We start from the raw sequence: 21624 nt of genomic DNA on the forward strand, positions 1-21624 counted from the left end.
TGCGTGTACCTGTCGACCAGCCGGGCCGCGGACATCGCCGGTGACACCCCGGCCCCGAAGGGCCCGCTGCGGGCCGTCCCCGGCACGGTGTTCGCGCTCGGACTGGTCAGCCTGGTCACGGACGTCTCCGCGGAGATGGTCACCGCCGTCCTGCCGCTGTACCTGATGGCCGGGCTCGGCATGTCGCCGCTCGCGTTCGGCGCCCTGGACGGGCTCCACCAGGGCGCCACGGCGCTGCTGCGCCTCGCGGGCGGCCGGATCGCCGACCGCACCCACCGCCGCAAGCTCGTCGCGGGCACCGGCTACGCGCTCTCCGCGCTCTGCAAGGCGGCCCTGCTCGCCGTCACGACCCCCTGGTCGGTCGCGGCGGTACTGGCCGTCGACCGGACGGGCAAAGGGCTGCGCACCGCCCCGCGCGACGCGTTGATCTCGCTGTCCGTGCCGCCCGGGGAGCAGGGCCGTGCCTTCGGGGTGCACCGCGCGCTGGACACGGCGGGCGCGCTGCTGGGGCCGCTGGCCGCGTTCGGGGTGCTGTGGATGGCGGTGGACGGGTACGAGGCCGTGTTCACCGTGAGCTGCTGCATCGCCGTGCTGGGGGTGGTGATGCTGGCGCTCTTCGTACGCGAGGCCCCCGCGCCCGCCCCCGCCCCGGCGCCCGCGATCGTCCCCGCGCCCGCGCCCGCGATCGTCCCGGCCGCGGCAGCGCCCCGGGCTCCGCTGCCCCCCGTACGCACCCTCCTGCGACTGCCCGGCCTGCGGCGGCTGTGCCTGACCGCCGCCGTGCTCGGCCTGTTCACCGTCGGCGACGCCTTCCTCTACCTGCTGCTCCAGCGCCGGCTCGACCTGTCGGGCGCGTACTTCCCGCTGCTGCCCGTCGGCACGGCGGCCGTGTTCCTGCTGGCCGCGCTGCCCGTGGGCCGGCTCGCCGACCGGCTGGGTCGCCGCCGGGTCTTCCTCGGCGGGCATGCGCTGCTGCTCGGCGCCTGCCTGCTGCTGCTCGCTCCGGTGCCGGCCGGGGCGCCGCTGGTCGCGGGCGTGCTGGCCCTGCTCGGTCTGTTCTACGCGGCCACCGACGGCGTGCTGATGGCGGCCGCCGGGCCGCTGCTCCCGGCCGGGCTGCGCACCACGGGCCTCGCGGCGCTGCAGACCGCGCAGGCACTGGCACGGTTCGCGGGTTCGCTGCTCTTCGGCGCGGCCTGGACCCTGTGGGGGCCGGGCCAGGCCCTGGGCTTCGCGGCGGGCGGGCTGCTGCTGTCCCTGGCGGCGGTCGCCGTGTCCGGCGGGCGGAGGGCGGGGCGGTCGTCGTAGGGTCGGTCCATGCCTGGAACACAGCGGACTCTCGAAGGCAGGGTGGCCCTCGTGGCCGGGGCGACGCGCGGCGCGGGCCGCGGCATCGCGGTCCAACTGGGCGCGCGGGGCGCGACGGTGTACGTGTCCGGGCGCAGCACCCGCGGCAAGCGCTCGGAGTACGACCGGCCCGAGACCATCGAGGAGACCGCCGAGCTGGTGACCGCGGCGGGCGGCCGCGGGATCGCGGTGGTCGCCGACCACCTGGTACCGGCCGAGGTCGAGGCGCTGGTGGGGCGGATCGACACCGAGCAGGGGCGTCTCGATGTCCTGGTCAACGACATCTGGGGCGGCGAGCGGCTCTTCGAGTGGGACAGCACGGTCTGGGAGCACGACCTGGACAAGGGTTTGCGTCTGATGCGGCTCGCGGTGGAGACCCACGCCGTCACCAGCCATTTCGCGCTGCCGCTGATGCTGCGCGAGCCGGGCGGGCTGGTGGTGGAGATGACGGACGGCACCACCGAGTACAACGCGTCCAACTACCGGGTGTCCTTCTTCTACGACATCGCCAAGTCCACCGTCCTGCGCATGGCGTTCGCGCTGGCGCACGAGCTGGGGCCGCGCGGGGCCACGGCGGTGGCGCTGACCCCGGGCTGGCTGCGCTCCGAGATGATGCTCGACAGCTTCGGCGTGACGGAGGAGAACTGGCGGGACGCGCTGGCGAAGGTCCCGCACTTCGCCATCTCCGAGACCCCGGCCTACGTGGGGCGGGCGGTCGCGGCCCTCGCCACGGATCCGGAGGTCGCGCGCTGGAACGGCCGCTCCCTGTCCAGCGGACAGCTCGCGCAGGAGTACGGCTTCACCGACCTCGACGGCAGCCGGCCCGACTGCTGGCGCTACATGGTCGAGGTCCAGGACCCCGACCGCCCCGCGGACACCACCGGCTACCGCTAGGGGGTCCTGCCGGTCGGAGGCCTGCATGGCGTCGGCCCACACCTCCCCGCGGTCCACTGTGGTGACCGCGGACGTGGGATGTCCGGCGAGGCGTCTCTAGCGTTCCGGCCATGACGAGCCAATCTCCCGCAGCTCCCGGACCCTTCGCGCACGGCTGCGGCGTGGACCTTTCGGGGCGCACGGCCCTGGTGACCGGTGGCGGCAGCGGTATCGGACGGGCCTGCGCGCGGGCGCTGGCGGACGCCGGCGCCCTGGTGCACGTGGTGGACCTCGACGCCGGGGCGGCCACCGCCGTGGCCGAGGAGGTCGGCGGCCGCCCGCATGGTGTGGACCTCGCCGACGCCGCGGCGCTGCGCGCACTCCCCGACGAGGTGGACATCCTGGTCAACAGCGCCGGGCTGCAGCACGTGGCGGCCATCGAGGACTTCCCGCCGGCCCGGTTCGAACTGATCCAGAAGGTGATGGTCACCGCGCCGTTCCTGCTGATGCGGCAGTGCCTGCCGTACATGTACGGGGCCGGGTGGGGGCGCGTGGTGAACATCTCCAGCGTGCACGGCCTGCGCGCCAGCCCCTTCAAGTCCGCCTACGTCGCGGCCAAGCACGGCCTGGAGGGGCTGAGCAAGGTGGCCGCCCTCGAAGGCGCCCCGCACGGGGTGACGAGCAACTGCGTCAACCCCGGTTACGTACGCACCCCGCTGGTCGAGCACCAGATCACCTCGCAGGCCGCCGCCCACGGCATCGCACCCGAGGACGTGGTCACGGACGTGATGCTGGAACGCGCCGCGATCAAGCGGCTGATCGAGCCGGAGGAGGTGGCCGCGGTGGTGGTGTGGCTCTGCGGTCCGCTCACCGGCTACGTCACCGGCGCGTCGGTGCCCGTCGACGGCGGCTGGGGCGCGCACTGAGCAGCGGCCGCTGCTGCGGGGGCCTGAGTACGCGTACTCAGGCCCCCGGCCGTCCTTGCGGAGAGGCTGTCGGCATGAACACACACCGCGGCCCCCGGCCCGTCGTACCGGGAGCGTTCGCAGCGGCCGTCACCGGTGCGGTCCTGGCCTACGGAGCCGTGCGCTTCTTCTCCTGGGTCGAGCGGCGCGGCGCCCGGGCGTGCGAGGACTCCGCCGGCCTCTGCTGGACCTGGTGGGACTGGGCGGCCGTCCCCCTCGCCCTGACCGCCGCCCTGATCGTCCTGACGGCGGTCTACAAGCCGCTGGGCATCGGGCCCCGGCTCGCCGTCGTCCCGCCGACGGTCCTGCTCGCGGTGTTCCCCCTGGCCGCCGCCCGGGCGGACTTCGGCTGGTGGGCCTCCGCCCTCGCGGGCGGGGCGTGGGCGGGCTGCCTCGCACTGGCCGCGTGGGACCGCTACCGGACCGCCGGGCTCTCGGCCGCGGCCGTACTCCTCCTCGCCTCGCTCGTCGTCCTGTACCGCTGACCCCCGCGGCGGCGGCGCCGCGTCAGCGTCCCGCCGTGGGGTGCGGGCATCCCGGGAGCTCCGGCCGGTCCTTCGTGCGGACGACGGGCAGCCAGGCCGTGGGAGGTACGGACCCGCGCGGGAGGCGGACGCGGAACCAGCGGGTCGACTGCAGGTCCTCCTCGTTGATGACGGGCTGCCCGTCGGGCAGCTGACACTCGGCGGCGAGGACGTCGCCGTGCCACACCCGGGTCGGTACGACGTTGTCGGCGGCGTAGGGCCGCAGCGGATCGACCGCCAGCCCCAGACTGCACTGGGGGTCGCGGTCGACCCGCCCCTGGCAGCCCCGCTCCGCGTTGAACACCCGGACCGTGCCCGCGCTCGCGCCCGCCCGGCCCTGCAGGGCGGACGGGCCCTCCCGTACCGCGTCCGACCACAGGGTCGCGCCGGCGATCCCGCACAGCGCGGTGGCGAGGACGACGGCGCGGGCGCGGCGGCCCCGCGGCCGCCCCACCCCCGGCCCGCGCGCGCCCTGTTCGGCGGCGATGCGGGCGAGCAGGCTTTCGGCGGTGTGCGGGGCGCGCGCCGCGTGGGTCGGGGCGAGGCAGTCCGCGGCCAGCGCGCGCCAGAACGGCGGCACGGCGGGGTCCAGGCGCAGCGGCGCGCGCCCCTCGCCGTACGCCTGGACCGCGGCGCCCCGCGCCATGGGGGTGGCTCCGGCGAACGGGGAGGCTCCGGACGCGAAGACCTCGTGGATGACGACGCCCAGGGCCCAGATGTCGGCGGTCGGCCGGATCTGCACGCCCAGTTCCCCGAGGGGCGCCCGCCAGCGCTCGGGCGGGAGGTAGTCCAGCGTGCCCATGGGGGGCGCGTACCCGTGCGTGCCGGTCATCTCGGTGGCGAGCCCGAAGTCCGAGAGCCGCACGGAGCGGCCGGCGCCCAGCAGGACGTTCTCCGGCTTGAGGTCGGCGTGGACCCAGCCCGACCGGTGGAGATGGGCGAGCCCCTCGCAGATGCCGGTGATCAGCCGGGCCCGGTCGGCCTCGGCCACGCCCGCGTCGAGGAGTTCCCGCAGGCTGCCCGCGGCCCGCTCCATGACCAGCACGATCGCGCCGTCCAGGGCGGGTCGCTCGGGTGCGGCGAGGACGAAGGAGTCCAGCAGGCCGATCAGCCGGGGATGGCCGGCCCTGCGCCCGAGTTCGACCTCGCGGTGGGCCGATTCCACGATCCTGCGTGCCTGGCGCGGGGCGAACCCGGCGGTCGGCATGATCTTGAGCGCGACCTCGGCGGGTCCCGGAGCCCTGCCCGCGGGAGCGCCGCCGCTGCGGTCCGGGTGGCCGTCGCACGGCCGTGCCGCGTAGACCGTGGACCAGCCGCCGGCCCCGATCACGCCGGTGACCGTCCAGTCCCGCACCCGGTGGCCGGGCGGGAGCAGCTCCCCGGCTTCGCATGCGGTGGTGTCGCGCAGGCCGTGCGGCGGCGTCATCGTGCGCTCTGCCGCTCCCGCCCGCCGGCCCCCGTCAGGGGCGGCAGCAGCGTGAGGTGTTCCTCCCGTACGAGCCCGAACCGCAGCGCGAGCCCGACGATCTCCTCCCGCTTGCCGTTGCGGCGGTCGCTCTTGCCGGGTTCGCGGAGGTCCGGTCCGCCGATGCGCAGCTTCTCCTCGGCGAGGTAGTCGATGTGCGAGCTGATCGCACGCGCGGTCAGCGCGCCGCCGGTGACGTGCCCCTTGAGCCGCTCGACGATCTGGGGGGTGGTGGGCACCGCGACGCGGGACTGGTCGCGCAGGCGCGGTTCGCAGAGCGCGACGAGGACGAGGAAGTACGCCGCCGTCTCGTCCAGGGAGTACGCGGTGACCGTGAGACGGCCCCAGGGGGCGCCGATGGCGTCCGGGTCCAGGTAGACGTGGTCGGGCGCGAACACCTGGAAGGACACCCCGACGTCGCCGCGCGTGGGCAGCACCACCCGCGAGAACTCGAACGGGACCGGCGCCCCGACCCGTCTCGGCGCGACCCTCAGGTACTCCCCGGCTCCCTCCGGGTTCTCCACCAGGTAGCTGTGGGTGGTGCTGTGGTTCGTCAGTTGCCAGTGGTCGTCGGTCACACGGATCTCCCCGGCGAGGCGGGAGATGGCCGCGTCGGCGAGGCGAAGCTCGACGGGGGTCGTCGCGGAACCCCGTCCGAAGCGGGCGACCTCGCCAGGTCCGAGGCGTAACGTCACCGCCCCACCGTACGGTTCGCCGCCGTCGGTGCCACCGCATCCCTGCGGGAGATGGACGACCACGCCGCTCACCGCGCCCCCTGTTCCACGCGTCGTACCGGTCCGACGATGGGAACAATACTCATCTTCCGCGCGAGTTCAGGGGCGCACTTCGGCCACTTCGGGCGGGGTCACCCTGGCGAGATCCGCACCCCGTTCAGAGAGCGGGAGCGCCCGACACCCGAGGTGCGACCGAGCGGTCGCCGAAGGCGGTCCACGGCCGCCATCCGCCGCTCGGCCGGTCCTGGACTCGGGTGCGCAGCCGGCCCTCGGCGGTGACGGCGAAGACGTGCGTCCGGCCGGTCGAGTCGAGCGCGGCCGTCGGCGTGGCCGCGAGCCTGATGCCGGGCTCGCCGAACTCGCCGCCGGGAGCCCAGCCCCCGCCCGGGGTGGTCTGCCACCGGTGACCGAGTCTGGCGCCGCCGGGTGTCAGGGAGAACGCCTCCAGCCGGCCGTCGGCGTTGGCGGCGAACGCCGGGGCGGCGGCGCTCCAGCCGGACAGGGACAGCCACTCGTCCCAGCCGCCGCTCGGCACCGACTGCCGCCGGGAGAAGGTCCCCGTGCCCGAGGGTCCGAGCGCGGCGACGGTGAGCCGGCCGCTGCCGTCCAGGGCCACCCGCGGTGCGGCGCCGGCCGCGGTACCGAAGCGCTGCCAGCCCGCGGTCCAGGAGCCGCCCGGGCTCTCCTGCCACCGGTGGTGGATCCCCGCGCCGCCGGGCGAGAGGGCGAACACCTCCAGCCGGCCGTCGGCGTTCGCCGCGACCACCGGCGGAGCGCCCGCGGCCCCGCCGAAGCCGGGCTCCCACGGGTCCCAGGCCAGGGATCCGGGTGAAACCTGCCGACGCCGGGCGAGGGAGGCGCCGCCGGGGCTGAGGGCGAACGCCTCCAGCCGGCCGGCCGCGTCGCGGGCGACGGCGGGGGCCGCGCCGGCCGGGCCGCCGAACTCCTCCCACTCGTACCAGCCGCCGTCCGGCCGCTCCACCCGGTGGTGCAGGTTGACGCCCCCCGGAGCGAGCGAGAACACCTCCAGCCGGCCGCCCGCGTTGCGGCCGAGCGTGGGGACCGCACCGGCCGGCCCACCGAAGGCCTCCCACGGCGACCAGGTGTCGGAGTCCGGGTCGAGCTGGACCCGCCGCAGCATCGAGCGGTCGGAGGCGTCGAGCGCGAACACCGTGAGGCGGCCGCCGACGTCGAGTCCGGCCACCGGGTTGTCCGGGCTCTGCCACGGCGGTGGAGTCTCGCGCCAGTGCAGGGGCGCCACGTGCAGCCCGTTGCGGAACCAGCCCGCGGCGCTGGCGTACCACGCCTCCCCGTCGGCGACCACCTCCACGGCGTGAGCGGCGACATGGCCCGCGTAGCCGGCGAGGTCGAAGCGGAACGGGTCCCGGGACGCCAGCACGTCCGTGCCCTCGTAGCCGTTCCGGGGCCCGAGGAACAGGTAGTACCAGCCGTCCCGTTCGACGACGTACGGCGACTCGGTGACCGAGACGGTCGTGTCCGTCGTCGCGTCGGTGAAGGCGACGCCCGGCTCGCTCCAGTGCAGCAGGTCGGCGGACCGCCGGTGGGCCACGACGTGGTGGCCGCCCGCGCCCGACAGCTCGGTGTAGTACATGACCCACTCGCCGCCGACCCGCAGCACCATCGGGTCGCGCGCCGCGAGCCCGCGGAACAGTGGGCCGGACGGCTCGCGCGTCCAGGTGAACAGGTCGTCGGACGTGGCCAGACCGATCGCGGCACCGGTGCGCCCGCCCGCCGCGTAGAACATCCAGAACCTGCCGCCCGCCTCGACGACGTGGGGCGCCCACAGGTGTTCCTCGCCGAAGTAGGAGGGGTCGAGGGTGAGCGCGTCGGCGTGGGTGGTCCACGGCCCGTTCGGGCTCGGCGCGCAGGCGTGGGCGAAGGAGGTCTCCTTCGCGCTGTCCGGGGACTCGCCGCGCGGCGCGCTGTCCCCGACGATGCCGAACAGGTGCCAGCGGCCGCGGGCCTTGATCAGGGTGTGGTCGTTGAGGTAGCGCGGGCCGTCGGCGGTGGACGGGTCGTAGACGTGGGCGAAGGGTCCCGCGCCGGCCCACCGAGGGGGCGGCACGGCGTCGGCGGCGTCGGCGGCCGCGGCCCGGCCGGCGCCCAGGAACGGGAGCGCGCCCGCCCCGGCGGCGCCCTTCAGCAGGTTCCGTCGGCTGATCGCAGGCATGGGTCTCCCTCCGGAGGGACCGTGTCGCCGGCCGTGCCCGGGCGGGCACGGCCGACCACGGTCGGGTGTGGGGCGGTCGGGAGGCGGGTCAGTCGAGGCCGGGGCCGGCGGTGTCGCTGAGCCAGCTCCACTCGGACCAGGTGGAGAAGCCGGTCTGCCACTTGTGGTGGACACCGGCGCGGCTGGTGCCGAAGATCTCGATCCGTCCGTCGGCGTTGGCGGCCGCGGTGACCTCGGTTCCGCCGCCGCCGAAGGCGGACCATGCGTCGTAGGGCGCGTTGGCGGCGCGCTGCCACATGTGCATCGCCGTACTGGCGTTCACGGCGAAGACCTCGACCCGGCCGTCCGGGGTGTGTTCGCTGGTGAGCTGCGCGTCCGCGGGCCCGCCGGTGGGTTCCCACTCGGACCAGCCGCCGGGGCCGGTCTGATACTTGTGGAACACCCCGGCCGGGCCGGAGGCGAAGACCTCCAGTCGGCCGTCGGCGTTGTGGGCGGCGGTGAGGTCACGGCCGCCACCGCCGAAGGTGTCCCACGCGGACCAGCCGCCGTTGGGGTCCGTCTGGTACTTGTGCTGGAAGCTGTCGCGGCCCAGGGCGAACACCTCCAGACGGCCGTCAGGGGACTTCTCCATCTCCACCCGGCTGTCGGCGGGTCCGCCGCCGGTGGGTTCCCATGGCGACCACCCGCCGTTGGGGGCGCTCTGGTACCGGTGGAAGAGGCCGGCCGGGCCGGAGGCGTACACCTCGATGCGGCCGTCGGCGTTCACACCGGCCGCGGTGTCGCGCCCGCCGCCGCCGAAGTCCTCCCAGTTCGACCAGCCGCCCGAGGGGGAAAGCTGCCAGCGGTGCTGGAAGGTGGCGCCGCCCAGGGCGAACAACTCCAGACGGCCGTCGGCATTGGGTGCGATCGCCAGTTCGGCGTTGCCCGGCCCGCCCAGCGGTTCCCAGGCGGACCAGGTGCCGTTCACTTCCTGCTGCCAGGCGTGGTGCACGCCCTCGGCGCCCGCGGCGAACACCTCGAGGCGACCGTCGGCCGACCGGGCCGACACCACCCGGCCCGACTCCGCCGGATACACCGGTGGCGTGGGACGCGGTCCCCTGCCCGGGACGCAGGGCAGCACGACGCCGCGCTCCGCCAGATAGGCCTCGGGGTCGATGCCGTACGAGGTGGACCGGTCCCCCCAGATCCGCAGGTGGAGGTGGGGGCCGGTGGAGTTGCCCTCGGCGCCCATGAGGGCGATCTGCTGGCCGGCGGCGACGTGGTCGCCGACGAAGACGTCGCGCCGGGACATGTGCCCGTATTCGGAGATCCTGCCGTCGGGGTGCAGGACACGGATCCACTGGCCGTAGTCGCCGGTGTACCCGGAGATCGTCACCTCGCCGTCGCCGACGGCGTAGATCGGCGTACCGACGTCGTTGGCGATGTCCACGCCGTTGTGGCCGCTGTGGTAGTGCTGCGACACGATGCCGCCGGCCGGGCACGCGGCCGCCGCGGGGCCCGTGGTCCGGGCTTCGGCGGGCATCGGGGCCACCAGCGAGGACAGCAGGGCGGCCGTGGCGGCGGTGGCCGCGAGGACGCAGGTCAGGGCGCGTCGGGAGAGTCGGGAAAGTCGGGGAGGCACGCCGGTCACGCCTTGCGCAGCCGGTCGACGATGCCGTCGATGTCGCGCTGCATCATGTCGTGCCGGATGAAGTGGCCGCCGGGCAGTTCGTACCACTCGTGCGGGATCCCCGCGTTCCCGAGGAGGGAACGGAACTCCCGCTGGCCCGCGAGCACCTGGGTCTCGTTGGCCGTGTCGAACCAGTTGACCGGATCGGGGCTGGTGCCGGCGACGAGGAAGACCCGCTTGTTGCGGTAGCTCTCGATGCGCTGCACCGGGTTGTCCGCGTTCACCCGGGCCTCGTCCCACAGCGGCGCCCCGTAGACGGTGCCGCCGTTCAGGTCCAGGAGGGCGGAGGAGGCGTTGGCCCAGTGGACCACGAGGCCGTTGTCGCGGCGCAGGCTCGCCGGGCCGGAGTGGGCGCTGACCGAGGCGAAGTGGCCCCAGTACTTGGCCGCGTACTTCAGGGCGCCGAAGCCGCCCATCGAGAATCCGGACACGGCCCGGCCGTCGTACTCCGCGTACGTGCGGAAGTTCGCGTCGACCCACGGGATCAGCTGCTCGATGTGGAAGTGCTCCCAGTTCCGGGGGCCCGCGTTGGAGTTCACGGGGTTGGAGTACCAGCCCGCGTGGCCTCCGTCGGGCATCACCACGATGAGCGGCCTGCCCGCCGTCCAGGCGCGGATCCCCTCGCGGTCGAAGGTGATGAAGTCCTGGTCGGTGCCGCCACCGTGGAAGAGGTAGAGCACGGGGTACCTGCGTCCGCTCCAGTGGTAGTCGTCGGGGAGGAGCACGTTGACGGCGGGGTTCCAGCCGATCGCCCCTGTCTGGAACCGGTAGTACCACATGCGGGCGTCGACCTCGCCGCGCTCGACGATGTGCAGGCCGAAGCCGTCGCCGACGGCCGAGGCGGTCGATGCGGCGGCGAGGACACCGGCGCCGCCCATGGCCAGCGCGGCCGAGAGGCCTCCGGCGGTCTTGAGGATGCTCCTGCGGCTGGGGTGCTGCGCGCTCAAGGTGACCTCCTGGTCGCGAGTCTGACGGCGTGTCGGTGATCGCGGACCGGCCGGCCTGTCGATCCGGCCGACACCGGCGTCACGTTAGGACCGCGCCCACCGCCCAGGCCATCCGGAACGTTCCGGAGTGACACGCCGGTTCCGTCGCCCTTTCATCGAGGTGCTCCACGACAGAAGGGAAGACAATGGCGTTGGATGGTTTACGTCGCGCGTTCGCAAGACTGGCTTTCGTGGCCGGTACATGGGCGTTGGTCGCCGGCATGACCGCCCCGGTCGCCCTCGCCGCCCACCCGCCCGTTCCGGGCCCGGGCGACGACCGGTCCGGCGTCTCCCACTACTTCGGCGGCCCGCGGGGTCTCGCCATCCCGACGGTGCCCTGTGATCCGGCGGGCCCGTCGGCCGCCGACGCCATCATGGCCGACCAGCTCAACCCGCAGTTGCACGCGAAGATGGCCGGCTACATGAACGCCTACAAGGTGTCGTGCGCGCGGATGGTGACCCAGGCGGTGAAGGACCGGGGGCTCAACCAGCGGGCCGCGGCCATCGCCATCGCCACGGTCATCGTGGAGACCAGCATCAACAACTACTCGCAGGCCGTCGACCACACCAGCCTCGGGCTGTTCCAGCAGCAGGACTGGTGGGGCAGCCGGGAGGAGCGGCTGAACCCGGCCTACGCCACCAACGCGTTCTTCGACCGGGTGGACCAGCTGTATCCGGGCGGCTCGTGGAACAACGAGGGGATCGGCGAGGTGTGCTGGCACGTCCAGCAGCCGAGGGAGGACCTGCGCGGTCTGTACGAGGTCGAGGCGGCCGACGCGATCGTCATCGCCAACGCACTGTGGTCCGGTACGGGGGGCGGCCCCAGGCATCCGTACGGTGCGGGCCGGGTGGTGTCGGGGCGGTCCGCGGACGGGCGGCTGGAGGCCTTCGCCGCCGGCGCCGAGGGCGTGTACCACTCGTGGCAGACGGCGGTGAACGGCGGCTGGTCGCAGTGGCGGTTCGAGGGCGGCCCGCGTGACGCGCAGCTGGCCGTGGCGTCCAACGCGGACGGCCGGCTGGAGGTGTTCGCGCTGTCGGGCGGCACCTTCGACCACATGTGGCAGACCGCGCCCGCGGGGGCCTGGTCCGCCTGGGCGAACTTCGGCGGCGGGGGGTACCGGCTGGCCGCGGGGAACAACGCCGACGGGCGCATCGAGGTGTTCGCGTCCAACGCCGGCGGGGTGTTCCACCGCTGGCAGACCGCGCCCAGCGGCGGCTGGGCCGAGTGGGAGGGGGCCGGCGGCGGCCCGGCCAACGCCCGGCTCGCCATGGAGAGCGCACCCGACGGGCGCCTCGAGGTGTTCGCGCTCTCGGACACGACCTTCGAGCACCTGTACCAGACCGGGGTCAACGGCGGCTGGTCCGCCTGGGAGAACTTCGGCGGCGGCGGACGCGACCTGGCCACCGGCCACAACCAGGACGGCAGGCTGGAGGTGTTCGCGTCGAACGCCAACGGTGTCTTCCACCGCTGGCAGACCGGCCCGGGCTCATGGTCGGAGTGGGCCGGCATGGGCGGGATCCCCAACGCCGAGCTGACCGTCTCACGGTCGGCCGACGGCCGGGTCGAGGTGTTCGCGATCAACGCCGACACCGCGAGCCACGCCTGGCAGACCCGTCCGAACGCGCCGTACGCGGAGTGGGAGACCTTCGGTGGCGGCGGCACCGAGATCGGGGCGGGCACCAACGCCGACGGCCGCATCGAGGTGTTCGCCACCAGCCACGCCGGCGTCTTCCACCGGTGGCAGACCGGCTTCGCCACCTGGTCGCAGTGGGGCTGGCTGAACGATTCCGGCCCCGCGGTCGGCTAGGGGGTGGTGTCAGTGCGCTGAAGTATCCTTCCGGCCACCGCACACCGCCTCGGAGGACCAAGAGAATTGTCCGGCCTGTCTGCTTTCCCGCTGCCTTTCCATGCGTCCCGTTCCATATCGTTCGCGACACCCCGAACGCTGCGGGAACTGCAGATGACGCAGTGCAGCTCGCACATCCGGGCGAAGCCCGGGTGGTTCCACAAGATGAACGACCCCGAAATCGTCGCCAGGTGGACGAAGGAAGCGCTCGCCCAGGGGCTCACCGAGGCGCAAGTTCGCTACGTGCTCGCCGAACTCGCGCACTACGCCGCGCTGCGGGACGCGCGAACCGGCGTCGAGGTGTCCGCCGTCGACGGGGTGTGGCAGTCGGACACACTGGTCGACGACAAGCTCAGGACCCGGCTGCGTGAGGCGGTTCGCGTTCTGGAGCAGGTCCCCGAAGCAGAACAGGACTGGCATCCCGGATCCGACGGCCAGGTGCTGGATCTGGTGCACCCCTCGCTGTTCTGCCTGGTGCGAGAGGTGAGTGGCGCGCCCGAGGAGGCGTGGCAGAACCCGACGGACCGCTATTCGAAGTACGAGTTCTCGGAGAGGTTCCAGTGGCTGCCCACGGACGTCGACGTCAGCGACGACGGCGAGGTCACCTTCCGTTCGTACGTCAACAACGTCCACCCCGAAACGCACCACGAACTGCTCTCCGTCCTCCCGGACGTGTTCGCGCGCATGCGCCCGCTGCTGGAGAACGTGCTCACCGACCTGCGTCACCCGCGGCCCCTGCGGATCGAGGCCGACCCCTACGGGTGGTACGACTCGGAGCCGGAGTATCCGGACAAGTCCTCGTACGACGATTCCGAGGCCTACGCGGCGGCCCTGCGTACGTGGGAACGGGCGCAGGACGACTGGTGGGAGAACCGCCGCCCGGTCGTCCCGGACGCCCCGGTCTTCACCCCGCCCGAGGTGCCGGGCCCTGCCGCCCGCGTCGACCTGCGCGGCCGCCGCCTCCAGGTCATCGTCAAGCTCGCCACCATTCACCTCACCCCGGACAAGCCCGAGTACCCCGGCGGTTCCTGGCACGTCGAGGGCATGCTGAACGAGCGGATCGTCTCGACCGGCATCTACTACTGGGACAGCGAGAACATCACCGAAAGCCGGCTGAGCTTCCGTGCGGCCCTCGACGACCCGGACTACGAACAGAACGACGACAACGGTCTGCGCGAGGTCTACGGCCTGGAGGACGAAGACGCGCTGAACCAGGTGCTGGGATCGGCATCGACCCCGGCGGGCCGCTGCCTGGCGTTCCCGAACATCCTGCAACACCGCGTCAGCCCGTTCGGCCTCACGGACGCCACCCGCCCGGGACACCGCAAGATCCTCGCGTTCTTCCTGGTCGATCCGTCGGAAAGGATCGTCTCGACCTCCGATGTGCCACCGCAGCAACCATGGTCCGACACCTCGACCATGACGCTCGAACAGGCACGGGACTACCGCGAACAGCTCATGCGGGAAAGGAAGTTCTTCGTCGACGAGCACAACGAGCAGCTCTACGAGCGGGAGTTCTCCCTCTGCGAGCACTGAGCGCGAACCAGCCCCAGGTCGGCGACCTGGGGCTGGTTCGCCTGCCCGGCCCCCCGCTGGTGGTCAGGCGTGCTTGTCCGCGGGGTGGTGGGTGGGCTGGACCGACCAGGTCGGGGGTTCGTCGTTGCCCGAGTCCTCGTCGCTCTCCGCGTCGGCGAAGGTCGCCTGGACCTTGTCCGGGGCGTGGTGGACCGGGGCGTAGACGGCGTAGAGCTGCATGGGCTTATCGCCGATGTTGGTGATGTTGTGCCACGTGCCGGCGGGCACGAAGACCGCCCAACCGTCCTCGACCTCCTGGTCGAAGTCGAGGTGGTCCTTCGAGCGGCCCATCTGAACGCGGCCGCGGCCCGCGTCGAGGCGGAGGAACTGGTCGGTCCCCGGGTGCGCCTCCAGACCGATGTCCTCCCCCACCGGGATCGACATGAGGGTCAGCTGGAGGTACTTCCCGGACCAGGCGACCGAGCGGTAGTTGGTGTTCTCCAGCGTGGCCTGCTCGAGGTCGAAACTCTGGGGTTCGGGCCCGATGTCCTTGATGGTCATGCTTCTCTCCCGGTCGACGGAGGTGGTACGCGTTCGGGCGCAGGTTTTGCGCCGGGTCAACCCTTTCAGACTCACCGGGGTGTCACGGGCCGACGCCAGGGACACTCGAGCCGAGCGGTCACGGGATCCAGGACGCGGGGACCGCCGCGCCCCGGCCCCCGGCCCTTCGCCCTTCCGCCGGACGCCGAGGTCCGGGTCAGGACAGCCGTGGGGGGTGGGTGGGGCGCACACCCCTCGGGCGGGAAGTGTGGCGACGCGCACCATGTGCCGCTGACCTGGGCGTTTCTATGGTGTGGCCACACGGAAACGTCCCCGCCCCCGTCCGGAAGTGGTACTCATGGCCGCCTCTGCCACACCGTCCCCAGCCCCAGCCCCAGGCAGCATCAAGCGCGTCGTCGCCGCCAGTCTCGTCGGGACCACCGTCGAGTGGTACGACTTCTTCCTCTACGGCTCGGCCGCCGCGCTGGTGTTCAACACGCTCTTCTTCCCCTCCGACGACCCGCTGGTGGGAACCCTGCTGGCCTTCCTGACGTACGCGGTCGGGTTCGCGGCCCGGCCGCTCGGCGGTGTCGTCTTCGGCCACTTCGGCGACCGCATCGGCCGCAAGAAGCTGCTGGTGCTCAGCCTGCTGATGATGGGCGGCGCGACCTTCGCGATGGGCCTGCTGCCGACCCACGCCTCCATAGGCGTCGGCGCGCCCGTCCTGCTGACCGTGCTGCGGCTGGTCCAGGGCTTCGCCCTGGGCGGCGAATGGGGCGGCGCCGTCCTGCTGGTGTCCGAGCACGGCGGCGACGAGAGCCGCGGCTTCTGGGCCTCCTGGCCGCAGGCCGGCGCTCCCGGCGGCAACCTGCTCGCCACCGGTGTGCTGGCGCTGCTCGCCGCGGTCCAGTCCGACGAGGCCTTCCTCGCCTGGGGCTGGCGCGTCCCCTTCCTGCTCTCCGGCGTCCTGGTCGTCATCGGCCTGTGGATCCGCATCTCGGTCACCGAGTCCCCGGTCTTCCTCGAAGCCCGGGAGAAGGCCGCCGAGGAGGCCGCGGCCGGGCGCGAGGACGAGCCGCCGGTCGTCGAGGTGTTCCGGAGGAGTTGGCGTCAGGTGCTCACCGCGATGGGCACACGCTTCGGCGAGAACATCTCGTACTACGTCCTCACGGCGTTCCTGCTGGTCTACGTCACCGTCCACCTCCAGCTGCCGAAGAGCGAGGCGCTCAACGCGGTGCTGATCGGGTCGGCGGTCCACTTCGTCACCATCCCGATGTGGGGGGCGCTCTCGGACCGACTCGGCCGCCGCCCGGTGACCCTGATCGGGGCGCTCGGCATGGCGGGCTGGGCGTTCGTCTTCTTCGCCCTGCTGGACTCCCGGTCCTTCCCCGCCCTCGCCTTCGCGGTCACCGTCGGCCTGCTGTTCCACGGCGCGATGTACGGACCGCAGGCCGCCTTCATCTCCGAGATGTTCGACACCAGGGTCCGGTACTCCGGCGCCTCGATGGGCTCCCAGCTCGCCTCCATCGTCGGCGGGGCGCTCGCCCCGATCATCGCGGTGGAGCTGCTGAAGGAGTACGGGACCTCCACGCCGGTCTCCCTCTACCTGTGCCTCGCGGCGCTCGTCACCGCCGTGACCGTCTGGGTGGCCCGGGAGACCCGCGGCCGCGACCTGGCCGTGGACGGGAGGCCGTCCGCCGCCGCCGAACCGGTCCGCGGACTGCGGGACTCCGAGCCGCTCGGCAGGTGATCCCCGTATGCTCCCCGCCGTGACAGCACCAGGCACCCAGCACGCCCACACCGCCGTACGCCGGCTGCTCGACCTGCTGGCCGAGGGAGCGCCCGCCGAGGACTACGCCCGTCCCGCCGCCGAGGCCCGGGACGCCGGCGCGGCGGCGGGCGAGCTGGCCGACATCGCCGAGGCCACCGACGTGGCCCTGCGGATCCGGCGGACCCTCGGTCAGCACCGGCGGCGCGAGGCCGAGCTGACGGCGTTGTTCGACACGGCGAGCGACCTGGCCGCGCTGCGCGAGCTGGACGCGGTGCTCCGGGCGATCGTGCACCGGGCCAAGCTGCTGCTCGGCACCGACGTCACCTATCTGTCCCTCAACGACGAAGCCGCCGGCGATACGTACATGAGGGTCACGGACGGCTCGGTCGCCGCCGCGTTCCAGCAGGTGAGGCTCGGCATGGGTGAGGGGCTCGGCGGCCTGGTGGCCCAGACCGCCCGTCCGTACGCCACGGGCGACTACCAGGCCGACTCCCGCTTCCACCACACGTCCGCCATCGACGGTGCGGTCGGGCAGGAGGGACTGCGGGCGATCCTCGGAGTGCCCCTGCGCGTCGGGGCGCGGATCATCGGCGTGCTGTACGCGGCGGACCGCGCTCCCCGGGAGTTCTCCCCGGAGGAGGTGGCGCTGCTGTCCTCGCTGGCCGACCACGCGGCCATCGCGATCGACGGCGCCCGGCTGCTGGAGGAGACCCGGGCCGCCCTGGCCGATCTCAACTCGGCCTCCGAGACCATCCGGGCGCACAGCGAGGACGTGCGCCGGGCGGAGCGGGCCCACGACCAGCTAACCGACCTCGTCCTGCGCGGGGGCGGGGTCGACGAGGTGGCCGCCGCCATCGCCGTCATCCTGGACGGCGCCCTCGTCGTCCACGACGCCCACGGGGCCGAGCTGGCCCGTGCCGGAGCCGGGCCCGTGCCCCCGCCCGGCCGGGCCGTGGAGGCCTCCCGGGTCAGCGGCCGGGCCGTCCCGCAGGACGGGACCTGGGTGTGCGCGGTGCTGGCCGGGCCGGAACTCCTCGGCAGCCTCGCCCTGACCGGCCGCACGGCCCTGTCGGACACGGACCGGCTGCTGTTCGAGCGCGCGAGCGTCGTCACCGCGCTGCTGCTGTTGCTGCGCCGGTCCGTGGCGGAGACCGAGGACCGGGTGCGCGGGGAGCTCCTCACCGACCTCCTCGCCCTGACCACGGACCCGGGCGCCCTCGCGGCCAGGGCCCGGCGCCTGGGCGTCGACCTGTCCCGGCCGCACTGCGTCTTCGTCCTGCACGGCGATGTGGCCTCGCGCCACCGCCTCCTCGCGGCGGCCGCCCGCAGCGGTCCGGCGCGGGGCGCTCTCGCCGGGATCCACCACGACCACGTGGTGCTCGTCGCGCCGGTCGGGGCGCCGGGCCCGACCGCCAAGGCGCTGGCGGCGGAGCTGGGTCAGGCCGTGGGCTCCCCGGTCACCGTCGGCGCCGCGGGTCCGGCCACGGGGCCGGCGGGGCTGTCGGCCGCGCACGGTGAGGCGCACCGCTGCCTGTCCGCACTGCGCGCCCTGGGCCAGACCGGGCGGGGCGGTGCCTTGCCGGAGCTCGGTTTCGTCGGCGTGCTCCTCGGCGATCAGGCCGATCTGGTCGGGTACGTACGGAACACGCTCGGTCCGCTGCTCGACTACGACGACCGGCGCGGCACGGACCTGGTCCACACCCTGGACGCGTACTTCGCGCAGGGCACGAGCCTGACCCGGACGAGGGCGGCGTTGCACGTCCACGTCAACACCGTGGTGCAGCGCCTGGACCGGGTCGGCCGGCTCCTCGGCGAGGACTGGAACTCCCCGGCTCGCACGCTGGAGATACGGCTCGCTCTGCGGCTGCACCGCCTCACGCACGGGCTCTGACGCGGCTACGGGGTGGTGGCCGCTCCCGTCTCCGCCTGTCACCGACGCGCATCCAGAACGCCGTACGCGCCCTGCGTACGGCGTTCGCACGTGCGCTAGGGTGGTGGCATGCCAGCCGACGAGAAGCAGCAGAGTCCCGGCGCGCCCGCCGCCTCCCCGGTCCCCTCCGTCTGGACCCGCCCGCGCCGCAAGGAGCAGCAGCCGGCGCTCAGCCGGGACCAGATCGTCGTGGCGGCCGTGCGCATGCTCGACGCCGACGGCATCGAGGCGCTGAGCATGCGCAAGCTGGGCACCGGGATGGGCGCCGCAGCCACCTCGCTGTACCGGCACGTGGCCAACAAGGACGAGCTCATCGAGCTGGTCGTGGACGAGGTCTACGGCGAGCTGGAAGTACCGGAGATCACCGACCCCGGGGCGTGGCGCGAGGCCCTCGCGAGCAGCGGTCACAGCCTGCGCGACATGGTCCTGCGCCACCCCTGGGTGGCTTCCGTCCTCGGCCAGGTCGGGCTGGCGTACCTCGGCCCGAACCTGATGCGCCTGTCGGAGCGGATGCTGCGGCTGGCCCAGGCGGCCGGCTTCCCGCCCGGCGAGGCGGAGCTCGCGATGAAGGCCGTCATCTCCTACGTCATCGGCGCCACCACGAGCGAGGCCTCCTACCTCTCCCTCCTCGCCCGCAGCGGGAAGAGCGAGGCGCAGTGGCTCGAGTCGCTGCTGCCCGCGGCCCAGGAGGCCCTGGAGGAGCACCCGCTGACGCACGACCACGCCGCGGCGAAGCACGGCATGGACCCGGCGCGGATGCGCGAGGAGAACTTCGACTACGGCCTCCAGCGGGTCCTGGACGGCCTGGAGGTCCGGCTCAGGCGCGGCTGAGCCCGCCCTCGGGCAGGCGCAGTTCGCGGCCTTCCCCCAGCGGGGCGAAGAACCGCTCCACGTCCGCGCCGGACACGTCCGCCAGGTCGGCCGGCGACCAGCGCGGCCGGCGGTCCTTGTCGACGACCTGAGCCCGGACGCCCTCGACCAGGTCGGGCGAGCGCAGGGCGTGGCAGGACACGCGGAACTCCTGGGCGAGCACCGGCTCCAGGGAGCCGAGGGCCACGGCCCGGCGCAGCGCGGCGAGGGTGACCTTGAGCGCGGTCGGGGACTTGGCCAGGATCGCCTCGGCGGCCTCCTTGGCGGCGGGCACGCCCTGGGCGAGCAGCCGGTCCACGATCTCCTCGACGGTGTCCGCCGCGTAGCAGCGGTCGATCCAGGCGCGCCGTTCGGCGAGTTCGCCGGGCGGCGGCGTCTCGTCGAACCGGGGCAGCACCTCGTGTGCGGGGGCCGTCGCGAGGGCGGCGGCCAGCTCCGGCAGGCGGTCGGCCGGTACGAAGTGGTCGGCGAGCCCGCACAGCAGCGCGTCGGCTGCCCCCACGGCGGCGGCGGTGAGCGCGAGGTGGGTGCCGAGCTCACCGGGGGCCCGCGAGAGCAGGTGGGTGCCGCCGATGTCGGGGACGAAGCCGATGCCGGTCTCCGGCATGGCGACGCGGGAGCGTTCGGTGACGATGCGGACGGAGCCGTGGGCCGAGACGCCGACGCCGCCGCCCATCACGATGCCGTCCATGAGCGCCACGTACGGCTTGGGGTAGCGGGCGATCCGGGCGTTGAGCCGGTACTCGTCGCGCCAGAAGTCCTCCGACGCGGTGCCGCCGGCCTTGGCGTCGTCGTGGATGGCCCGGATGTCCCCGCCCGCGCACAGCCCGCGCTCCCCGGCCCCGCGGATCAGGACCTGGTGGACGGCGGGATCCTCCGCCCAGGCGGCGAGCGCCTGGTCGATCCGCAGCACCATGGGGTGGGTGAGGGAGTTGAGGGCCTTGGGGCGGTTGAGGGTGACCACTCCGGTCCGGCCCTCGACGTGGAACAGGACCGTGCTGTCGGTGCTGCCGGGGTTCCCGGCGATGTCGTCTTCGCTCTTCACAACGATCAGTATGTCCGGACGGGCTTCCCCGGCGGCCGCGTCACGCACCAGTTGTCCGCGTCAGCCGCGAGGGCGGGCCCGGTGGGCCCGCCAGGCGGCCAGGGCTTCGGTGCGGGCTCCGTCGGGATGCCGGGCGTGCCAGTCGCGCAGGAACCGGTTGAACTCGAACTGGGCTTCCACCTCGCGGGGTTCGGCCGCCCGGGCGCGGGTGGCGTGCCAGTGGGCGACGGCCTCGGCGAGGGTGCGACCCGCCTGCCGGGCGACGTACTCCCGCATGAAGGCGTCGAAGTGGAAGGCGGGACCGATCTCCCGCACGAAGTACTCCCGCAGCACCTGGCTGCACCGCTGCCCCGGCGGGATCACGCTCGACCCGTCCACGGGAGCGGTGAGCCGGCGTCCGGCGCGGCGGGGCGCGGGGGCCGCCGGCGCGGGAAGACCATCGAGCGCGGCGGCGAGCCGGGCCGTGACAGCGGCCTTGCCGCCCCCGGCGGACAGGCCCATCCGGCGTGCCAGCGCGCTCAGTTCGGCCAGCGTCCAGTACCAGCGCAGCAGTTCCGCCCCGGTCAGCGCCACCGTCAGGGCCGGCCGGGATTCCCCCGTATTCGTACTCACGTTCCCATCGTAAGGGGCGCCGCGCAGGTGTCGAACACGGCGGCGAGTCCACGGGTCCCACCCTCGGGTTCCCCGCGATGTCGCTTATGTTCGGACGTGTCCAGTCCCCTCGCCTGACGGAGGCCCCATGACCGACGACCCGAACCGCCTCACTCTGGGCGGGGACACGGCACTGGTCCTCATCGACCTCCAGACGGGCATCCTGGGCATGCCCATCGCCCGGCCCGCCCCCGAGATCCTCGCGAAGGGCATCGCGCTGGCCGAGGCGTTCCGCGCACGCCGGCTGCCCGTGGTCCTCGTCAAGGTGGCCTGGTCCCCCGACGGCGGCGATCTGCCCACCTCCAACGTGGACCGCCCGGGTCCGGCCGCGGCTCCGCCCCCGGCGTTCTCCGAGATCCCCGCGGAGCTCGCCGTCCTCGGTGACGCGGTCGTCACCAAACGGCACTGGGGCGCCTTCACCGGTACCGAGCTCGACCTCCAGCTGCGCCGCCGCGGCATCCACCGCATCGTGCTGGCCGGCATCTCCACCAGCGCCGGGGTCGAGTCCACCGCCCGTACCGCGTGGGAGCTCAGCTACGACCTGGTCTTCGCGGAGGACGCCACCGCCGACACCGACCCCGACTCCCACGCCCACACCTTCGGCAAGATCTTCCCCCGCATCGGCAAGGTCAGCAGCACCGACGAGGTCATCGCGGCCCTGCGGTCCCCTTCGTAGGTGCGGGGTCCGGCCGCCGCGGGGC

Annotated in this window: 18 protein-coding genes; 10 read left to right on the plus strand and 8 right to left on the minus strand. The window is 73.6% G+C overall.

What is annotated here, in order from left to right; translation table 11 throughout:
• The first annotated feature begins 3 nt into the window (after nucleotides 1–3).
• The 4 genes from ACZ6JT_RS04935 (at nucleotide 4) to ACZ6JT_RS04950 (ending at nucleotide 3670) form a co-directional block, all read left to right on the plus strand.
• The gene (locus ACZ6JT_RS04935) at nucleotides 4–1308 is read left to right on the plus strand and encodes an MFS transporter (RefSeq protein WP_469207240.1); all 1305 of its coding nucleotides are present in this window, start codon (nucleotides 4–6) and stop codon (nucleotides 1306–1308) included.
• A gap of 9 nt (nucleotides 1309–1317) precedes the next feature.
• Entirely contained in the window at nucleotides 1318–2241 is a 924-nt protein-coding gene (locus tag ACZ6JT_RS04940) for an SDR family oxidoreductase (protein ID WP_469207242.1), read from the plus strand.
• Between the two features lie 110 nt (nucleotides 2242–2351).
• A complete protein-coding gene (locus tag ACZ6JT_RS04945) occupies nucleotides 2352–3146 on the plus strand; it encodes a 3-hydroxybutyrate dehydrogenase (RefSeq protein ID WP_469207244.1) in 795 nt (264 codons plus the stop codon).
• A gap of 74 nt (nucleotides 3147–3220) precedes the next feature.
• The gene (locus ACZ6JT_RS04950; RefSeq protein WP_469207246.1) at nucleotides 3221–3670 is read left to right on the plus strand and encodes a hypothetical protein; all 450 of its coding nucleotides are present in this window, start codon (nucleotides 3221–3223) and stop codon (nucleotides 3668–3670) included.
• A gap of 22 nt (nucleotides 3671–3692) precedes the next feature.
• Here ACZ6JT_RS04950 and ACZ6JT_RS04955 read toward each other — a convergent pair whose 3' ends face one another.
• The 5 genes from ACZ6JT_RS04955 to ACZ6JT_RS04975 form a co-directional block, all read right to left on the minus strand.
• Entirely contained in the window at nucleotides 3693–5135 is a 1443-nt protein-coding gene (locus ACZ6JT_RS04955) for a serine/threonine-protein kinase (RefSeq protein ID WP_469207248.1), read from the minus strand.
• The gene (locus ACZ6JT_RS04960; RefSeq protein WP_469207250.1) at nucleotides 5132–5941 is read right to left on the minus strand and encodes a serine/threonine protein kinase; all 810 of its coding nucleotides are present in this window, start codon (nucleotides 5939–5941) and stop codon (nucleotides 5132–5134) included. Before ACZ6JT_RS04960 ends, ACZ6JT_RS04955 begins: the two co-directional genes overlap by 4 nt.
• A gap of 124 nt (nucleotides 5942–6065) precedes the next feature.
• Nucleotides 6066–8099, minus strand: coding sequence for a DUF8189 domain-containing protein (locus ACZ6JT_RS04965; RefSeq protein WP_469207252.1), 2034 nt, complete (start codon nucleotides 8097–8099; stop codon nucleotides 6066–6068).
• A gap of 88 nt (nucleotides 8100–8187) precedes the next feature.
• A complete protein-coding gene (locus ACZ6JT_RS04970) occupies nucleotides 8188–9720 on the minus strand; it encodes a DUF8189 domain-containing protein (protein WP_469207254.1) in 1533 nt (510 codons plus the stop codon).
• 5 nt (nucleotides 9721–9725) lie between these two features.
• Nucleotides 9726–10646 carry an alpha/beta hydrolase gene (locus ACZ6JT_RS04975; RefSeq protein WP_469208200.1) on the minus strand — a complete coding sequence of 307 codons (921 nt, stop codon included), beginning with the start codon at nucleotides 10644–10646 and terminating at the stop codon, nucleotides 9726–9728.
• A 254-nt stretch (nucleotides 10647–10900) separates the two neighbouring features.
• Here ACZ6JT_RS04975 and ACZ6JT_RS04980 point away from each other — a divergent pair, with 254 nt between their 5' ends.
• Together ACZ6JT_RS04980 and ACZ6JT_RS04985 are read left to right on the plus strand one after the other, a co-directional pair.
• On the plus strand, nucleotides 10901–12562 hold the full coding sequence (locus ACZ6JT_RS04980; protein ID WP_469207256.1) for a PLL family lectin: 1662 nt from the start codon (nucleotides 10901–10903) through the stop codon (nucleotides 12560–12562).
• A 66-nt stretch (nucleotides 12563–12628) separates the two neighbouring features.
• The gene (locus ACZ6JT_RS04985; RefSeq protein WP_469207258.1) at nucleotides 12629–14137 is read left to right on the plus strand and encodes a DUF4246 domain-containing protein; all 1509 of its coding nucleotides are present in this window, start codon (nucleotides 12629–12631) and stop codon (nucleotides 14135–14137) included.
• A gap of 63 nt (nucleotides 14138–14200) precedes the next feature.
• Here ACZ6JT_RS04985 and ACZ6JT_RS04990 read toward each other — a convergent pair whose 3' ends face one another.
• On the minus strand, nucleotides 14201–14677 hold the full coding sequence (locus ACZ6JT_RS04990; protein WP_469207260.1) for a cupin domain-containing protein: 477 nt from the start codon (nucleotides 14675–14677) through the stop codon (nucleotides 14201–14203).
• 337 nt (nucleotides 14678–15014) lie between these two features.
• On the opposite strand from ACZ6JT_RS04990, the gene ACZ6JT_RS04995 reads away from it, so the two are divergent.
• The 3 genes from ACZ6JT_RS04995 to ACZ6JT_RS05005 all read left to right on the plus strand — a co-directional run bounded on the left by ACZ6JT_RS04995 (nucleotide 15015) and on the right by ACZ6JT_RS05005 (nucleotide 19188).
• Complete coding sequence (locus ACZ6JT_RS04995; protein WP_469207262.1) at nucleotides 15015–16406, plus strand: MFS transporter; 1392 nt, start codon at nucleotides 15015–15017, stop codon at nucleotides 16404–16406.
• A 7-nt stretch (nucleotides 16407–16413) separates the two neighbouring features.
• Nucleotides 16414–18318 carry a helix-turn-helix domain-containing protein gene (locus ACZ6JT_RS05000; RefSeq protein WP_469207264.1) on the plus strand — a complete coding sequence of 635 codons (1905 nt, stop codon included), beginning with the start codon at nucleotides 16414–16416 and terminating at the stop codon, nucleotides 18316–18318.
• A gap of 108 nt (nucleotides 18319–18426) precedes the next feature.
• Entirely contained in the window at nucleotides 18427–19188 is a 762-nt protein-coding gene (locus ACZ6JT_RS05005; protein WP_469207266.1) for a TetR/AcrR family transcriptional regulator, read from the plus strand.
• On the opposite strand, the gene ACZ6JT_RS05010 is transcribed toward ACZ6JT_RS05005, so the two are convergent.
• Nucleotides 19175–20272: an enoyl-CoA hydratase/isomerase family protein gene (locus ACZ6JT_RS05010; RefSeq protein ID WP_469207268.1), complete on the minus strand. Its 1098-nt coding sequence runs from the start codon at nucleotides 20270–20272 to the stop codon at nucleotides 19175–19177. The genes ACZ6JT_RS05005 and ACZ6JT_RS05010 overlap by 14 nt on opposite strands.
• Nucleotides 20273–20332: 60 nt before the next feature.
• Nucleotides 20333–20884: a DUF6434 domain-containing protein gene (locus ACZ6JT_RS05015; RefSeq protein WP_469207270.1), complete on the minus strand. Its 552-nt coding sequence runs from the start codon at nucleotides 20882–20884 to the stop codon at nucleotides 20333–20335.
• 127 nt (nucleotides 20885–21011) lie between these two features.
• Here ACZ6JT_RS05015 and ACZ6JT_RS05020 point away from each other — a divergent pair, with 127 nt between their 5' ends.
• Complete coding sequence (locus ACZ6JT_RS05020; RefSeq protein WP_469207272.1) at nucleotides 21012–21599, plus strand: isochorismatase family protein; 588 nt, start codon at nucleotides 21012–21014, stop codon at nucleotides 21597–21599.
• Nucleotides 21600–21624: the final 25 nt, after the last annotated feature.

This window comes from Streptomyces sp. NPDC046308 (genome assembly GCF_055588065.1).

Excerpts from the sequence above, each read along its gene's own strand:
- ACZ6JT_RS04940 (WP_469207242.1), top strand. The coding sequence starts at position 1,318 with ATGCCTGGAACACAGCGGACTCTCGAAGGCAGGGTGGCCCTCGTGGCC.
- ACZ6JT_RS04945 (WP_469207244.1), top strand. The coding sequence starts at position 2,352 with ATGACGAGCCAATCTCCCGCAGCTCCCGGACCCTTCGCGCACGGCTGC.
- ACZ6JT_RS04950 (WP_469207246.1), top strand. The coding sequence starts at position 3,221 with ATGAACACACACCGCGGCCCCCGGCCCGTCGTACCGGGAGCGTTCGCA.
- ACZ6JT_RS04955 (WP_469207248.1), bottom strand. The coding sequence starts at position 5,135 with ATGACGCCGCCGCACGGCCTGCGCGACACCACCGCATGCGAAGCCGGG.
- ACZ6JT_RS04965 (WP_469207252.1), bottom strand. The coding sequence starts at position 8,099 with ATGCCTGCGATCAGCCGACGGAACCTGCTGAAGGGCGCCGCCGGGGCG.
- ACZ6JT_RS04975 (WP_469208200.1), bottom strand. The coding sequence starts at position 10,646 with ATGGGCGGCGCCGGTGTCCTCGCCGCCGCATCGACCGCCTCGGCCGTC.
- ACZ6JT_RS04980 (WP_469207256.1), top strand. The coding sequence starts at position 10,901 with ATGGCGTTGGATGGTTTACGTCGCGCGTTCGCAAGACTGGCTTTCGTG.
- ACZ6JT_RS04990 (WP_469207260.1), bottom strand. The coding sequence starts at position 14,677 with ATGACCATCAAGGACATCGGGCCCGAACCCCAGAGTTTCGACCTCGAG.
- ACZ6JT_RS04995 (WP_469207262.1), top strand. The coding sequence starts at position 15,015 with ATGGCCGCCTCTGCCACACCGTCCCCAGCCCCAGCCCCAGGCAGCATC.
- ACZ6JT_RS05000 (WP_469207264.1), top strand. The coding sequence starts at position 16,414 with ATGCTCCCCGCCGTGACAGCACCAGGCACCCAGCACGCCCACACCGCC.
- ACZ6JT_RS05005 (WP_469207266.1), top strand. The coding sequence starts at position 18,427 with ATGCCAGCCGACGAGAAGCAGCAGAGTCCCGGCGCGCCCGCCGCCTCC.
- ACZ6JT_RS05020 (WP_469207272.1), top strand. The coding sequence starts at position 21,012 with ATGACCGACGACCCGAACCGCCTCACTCTGGGCGGGGACACGGCACTG.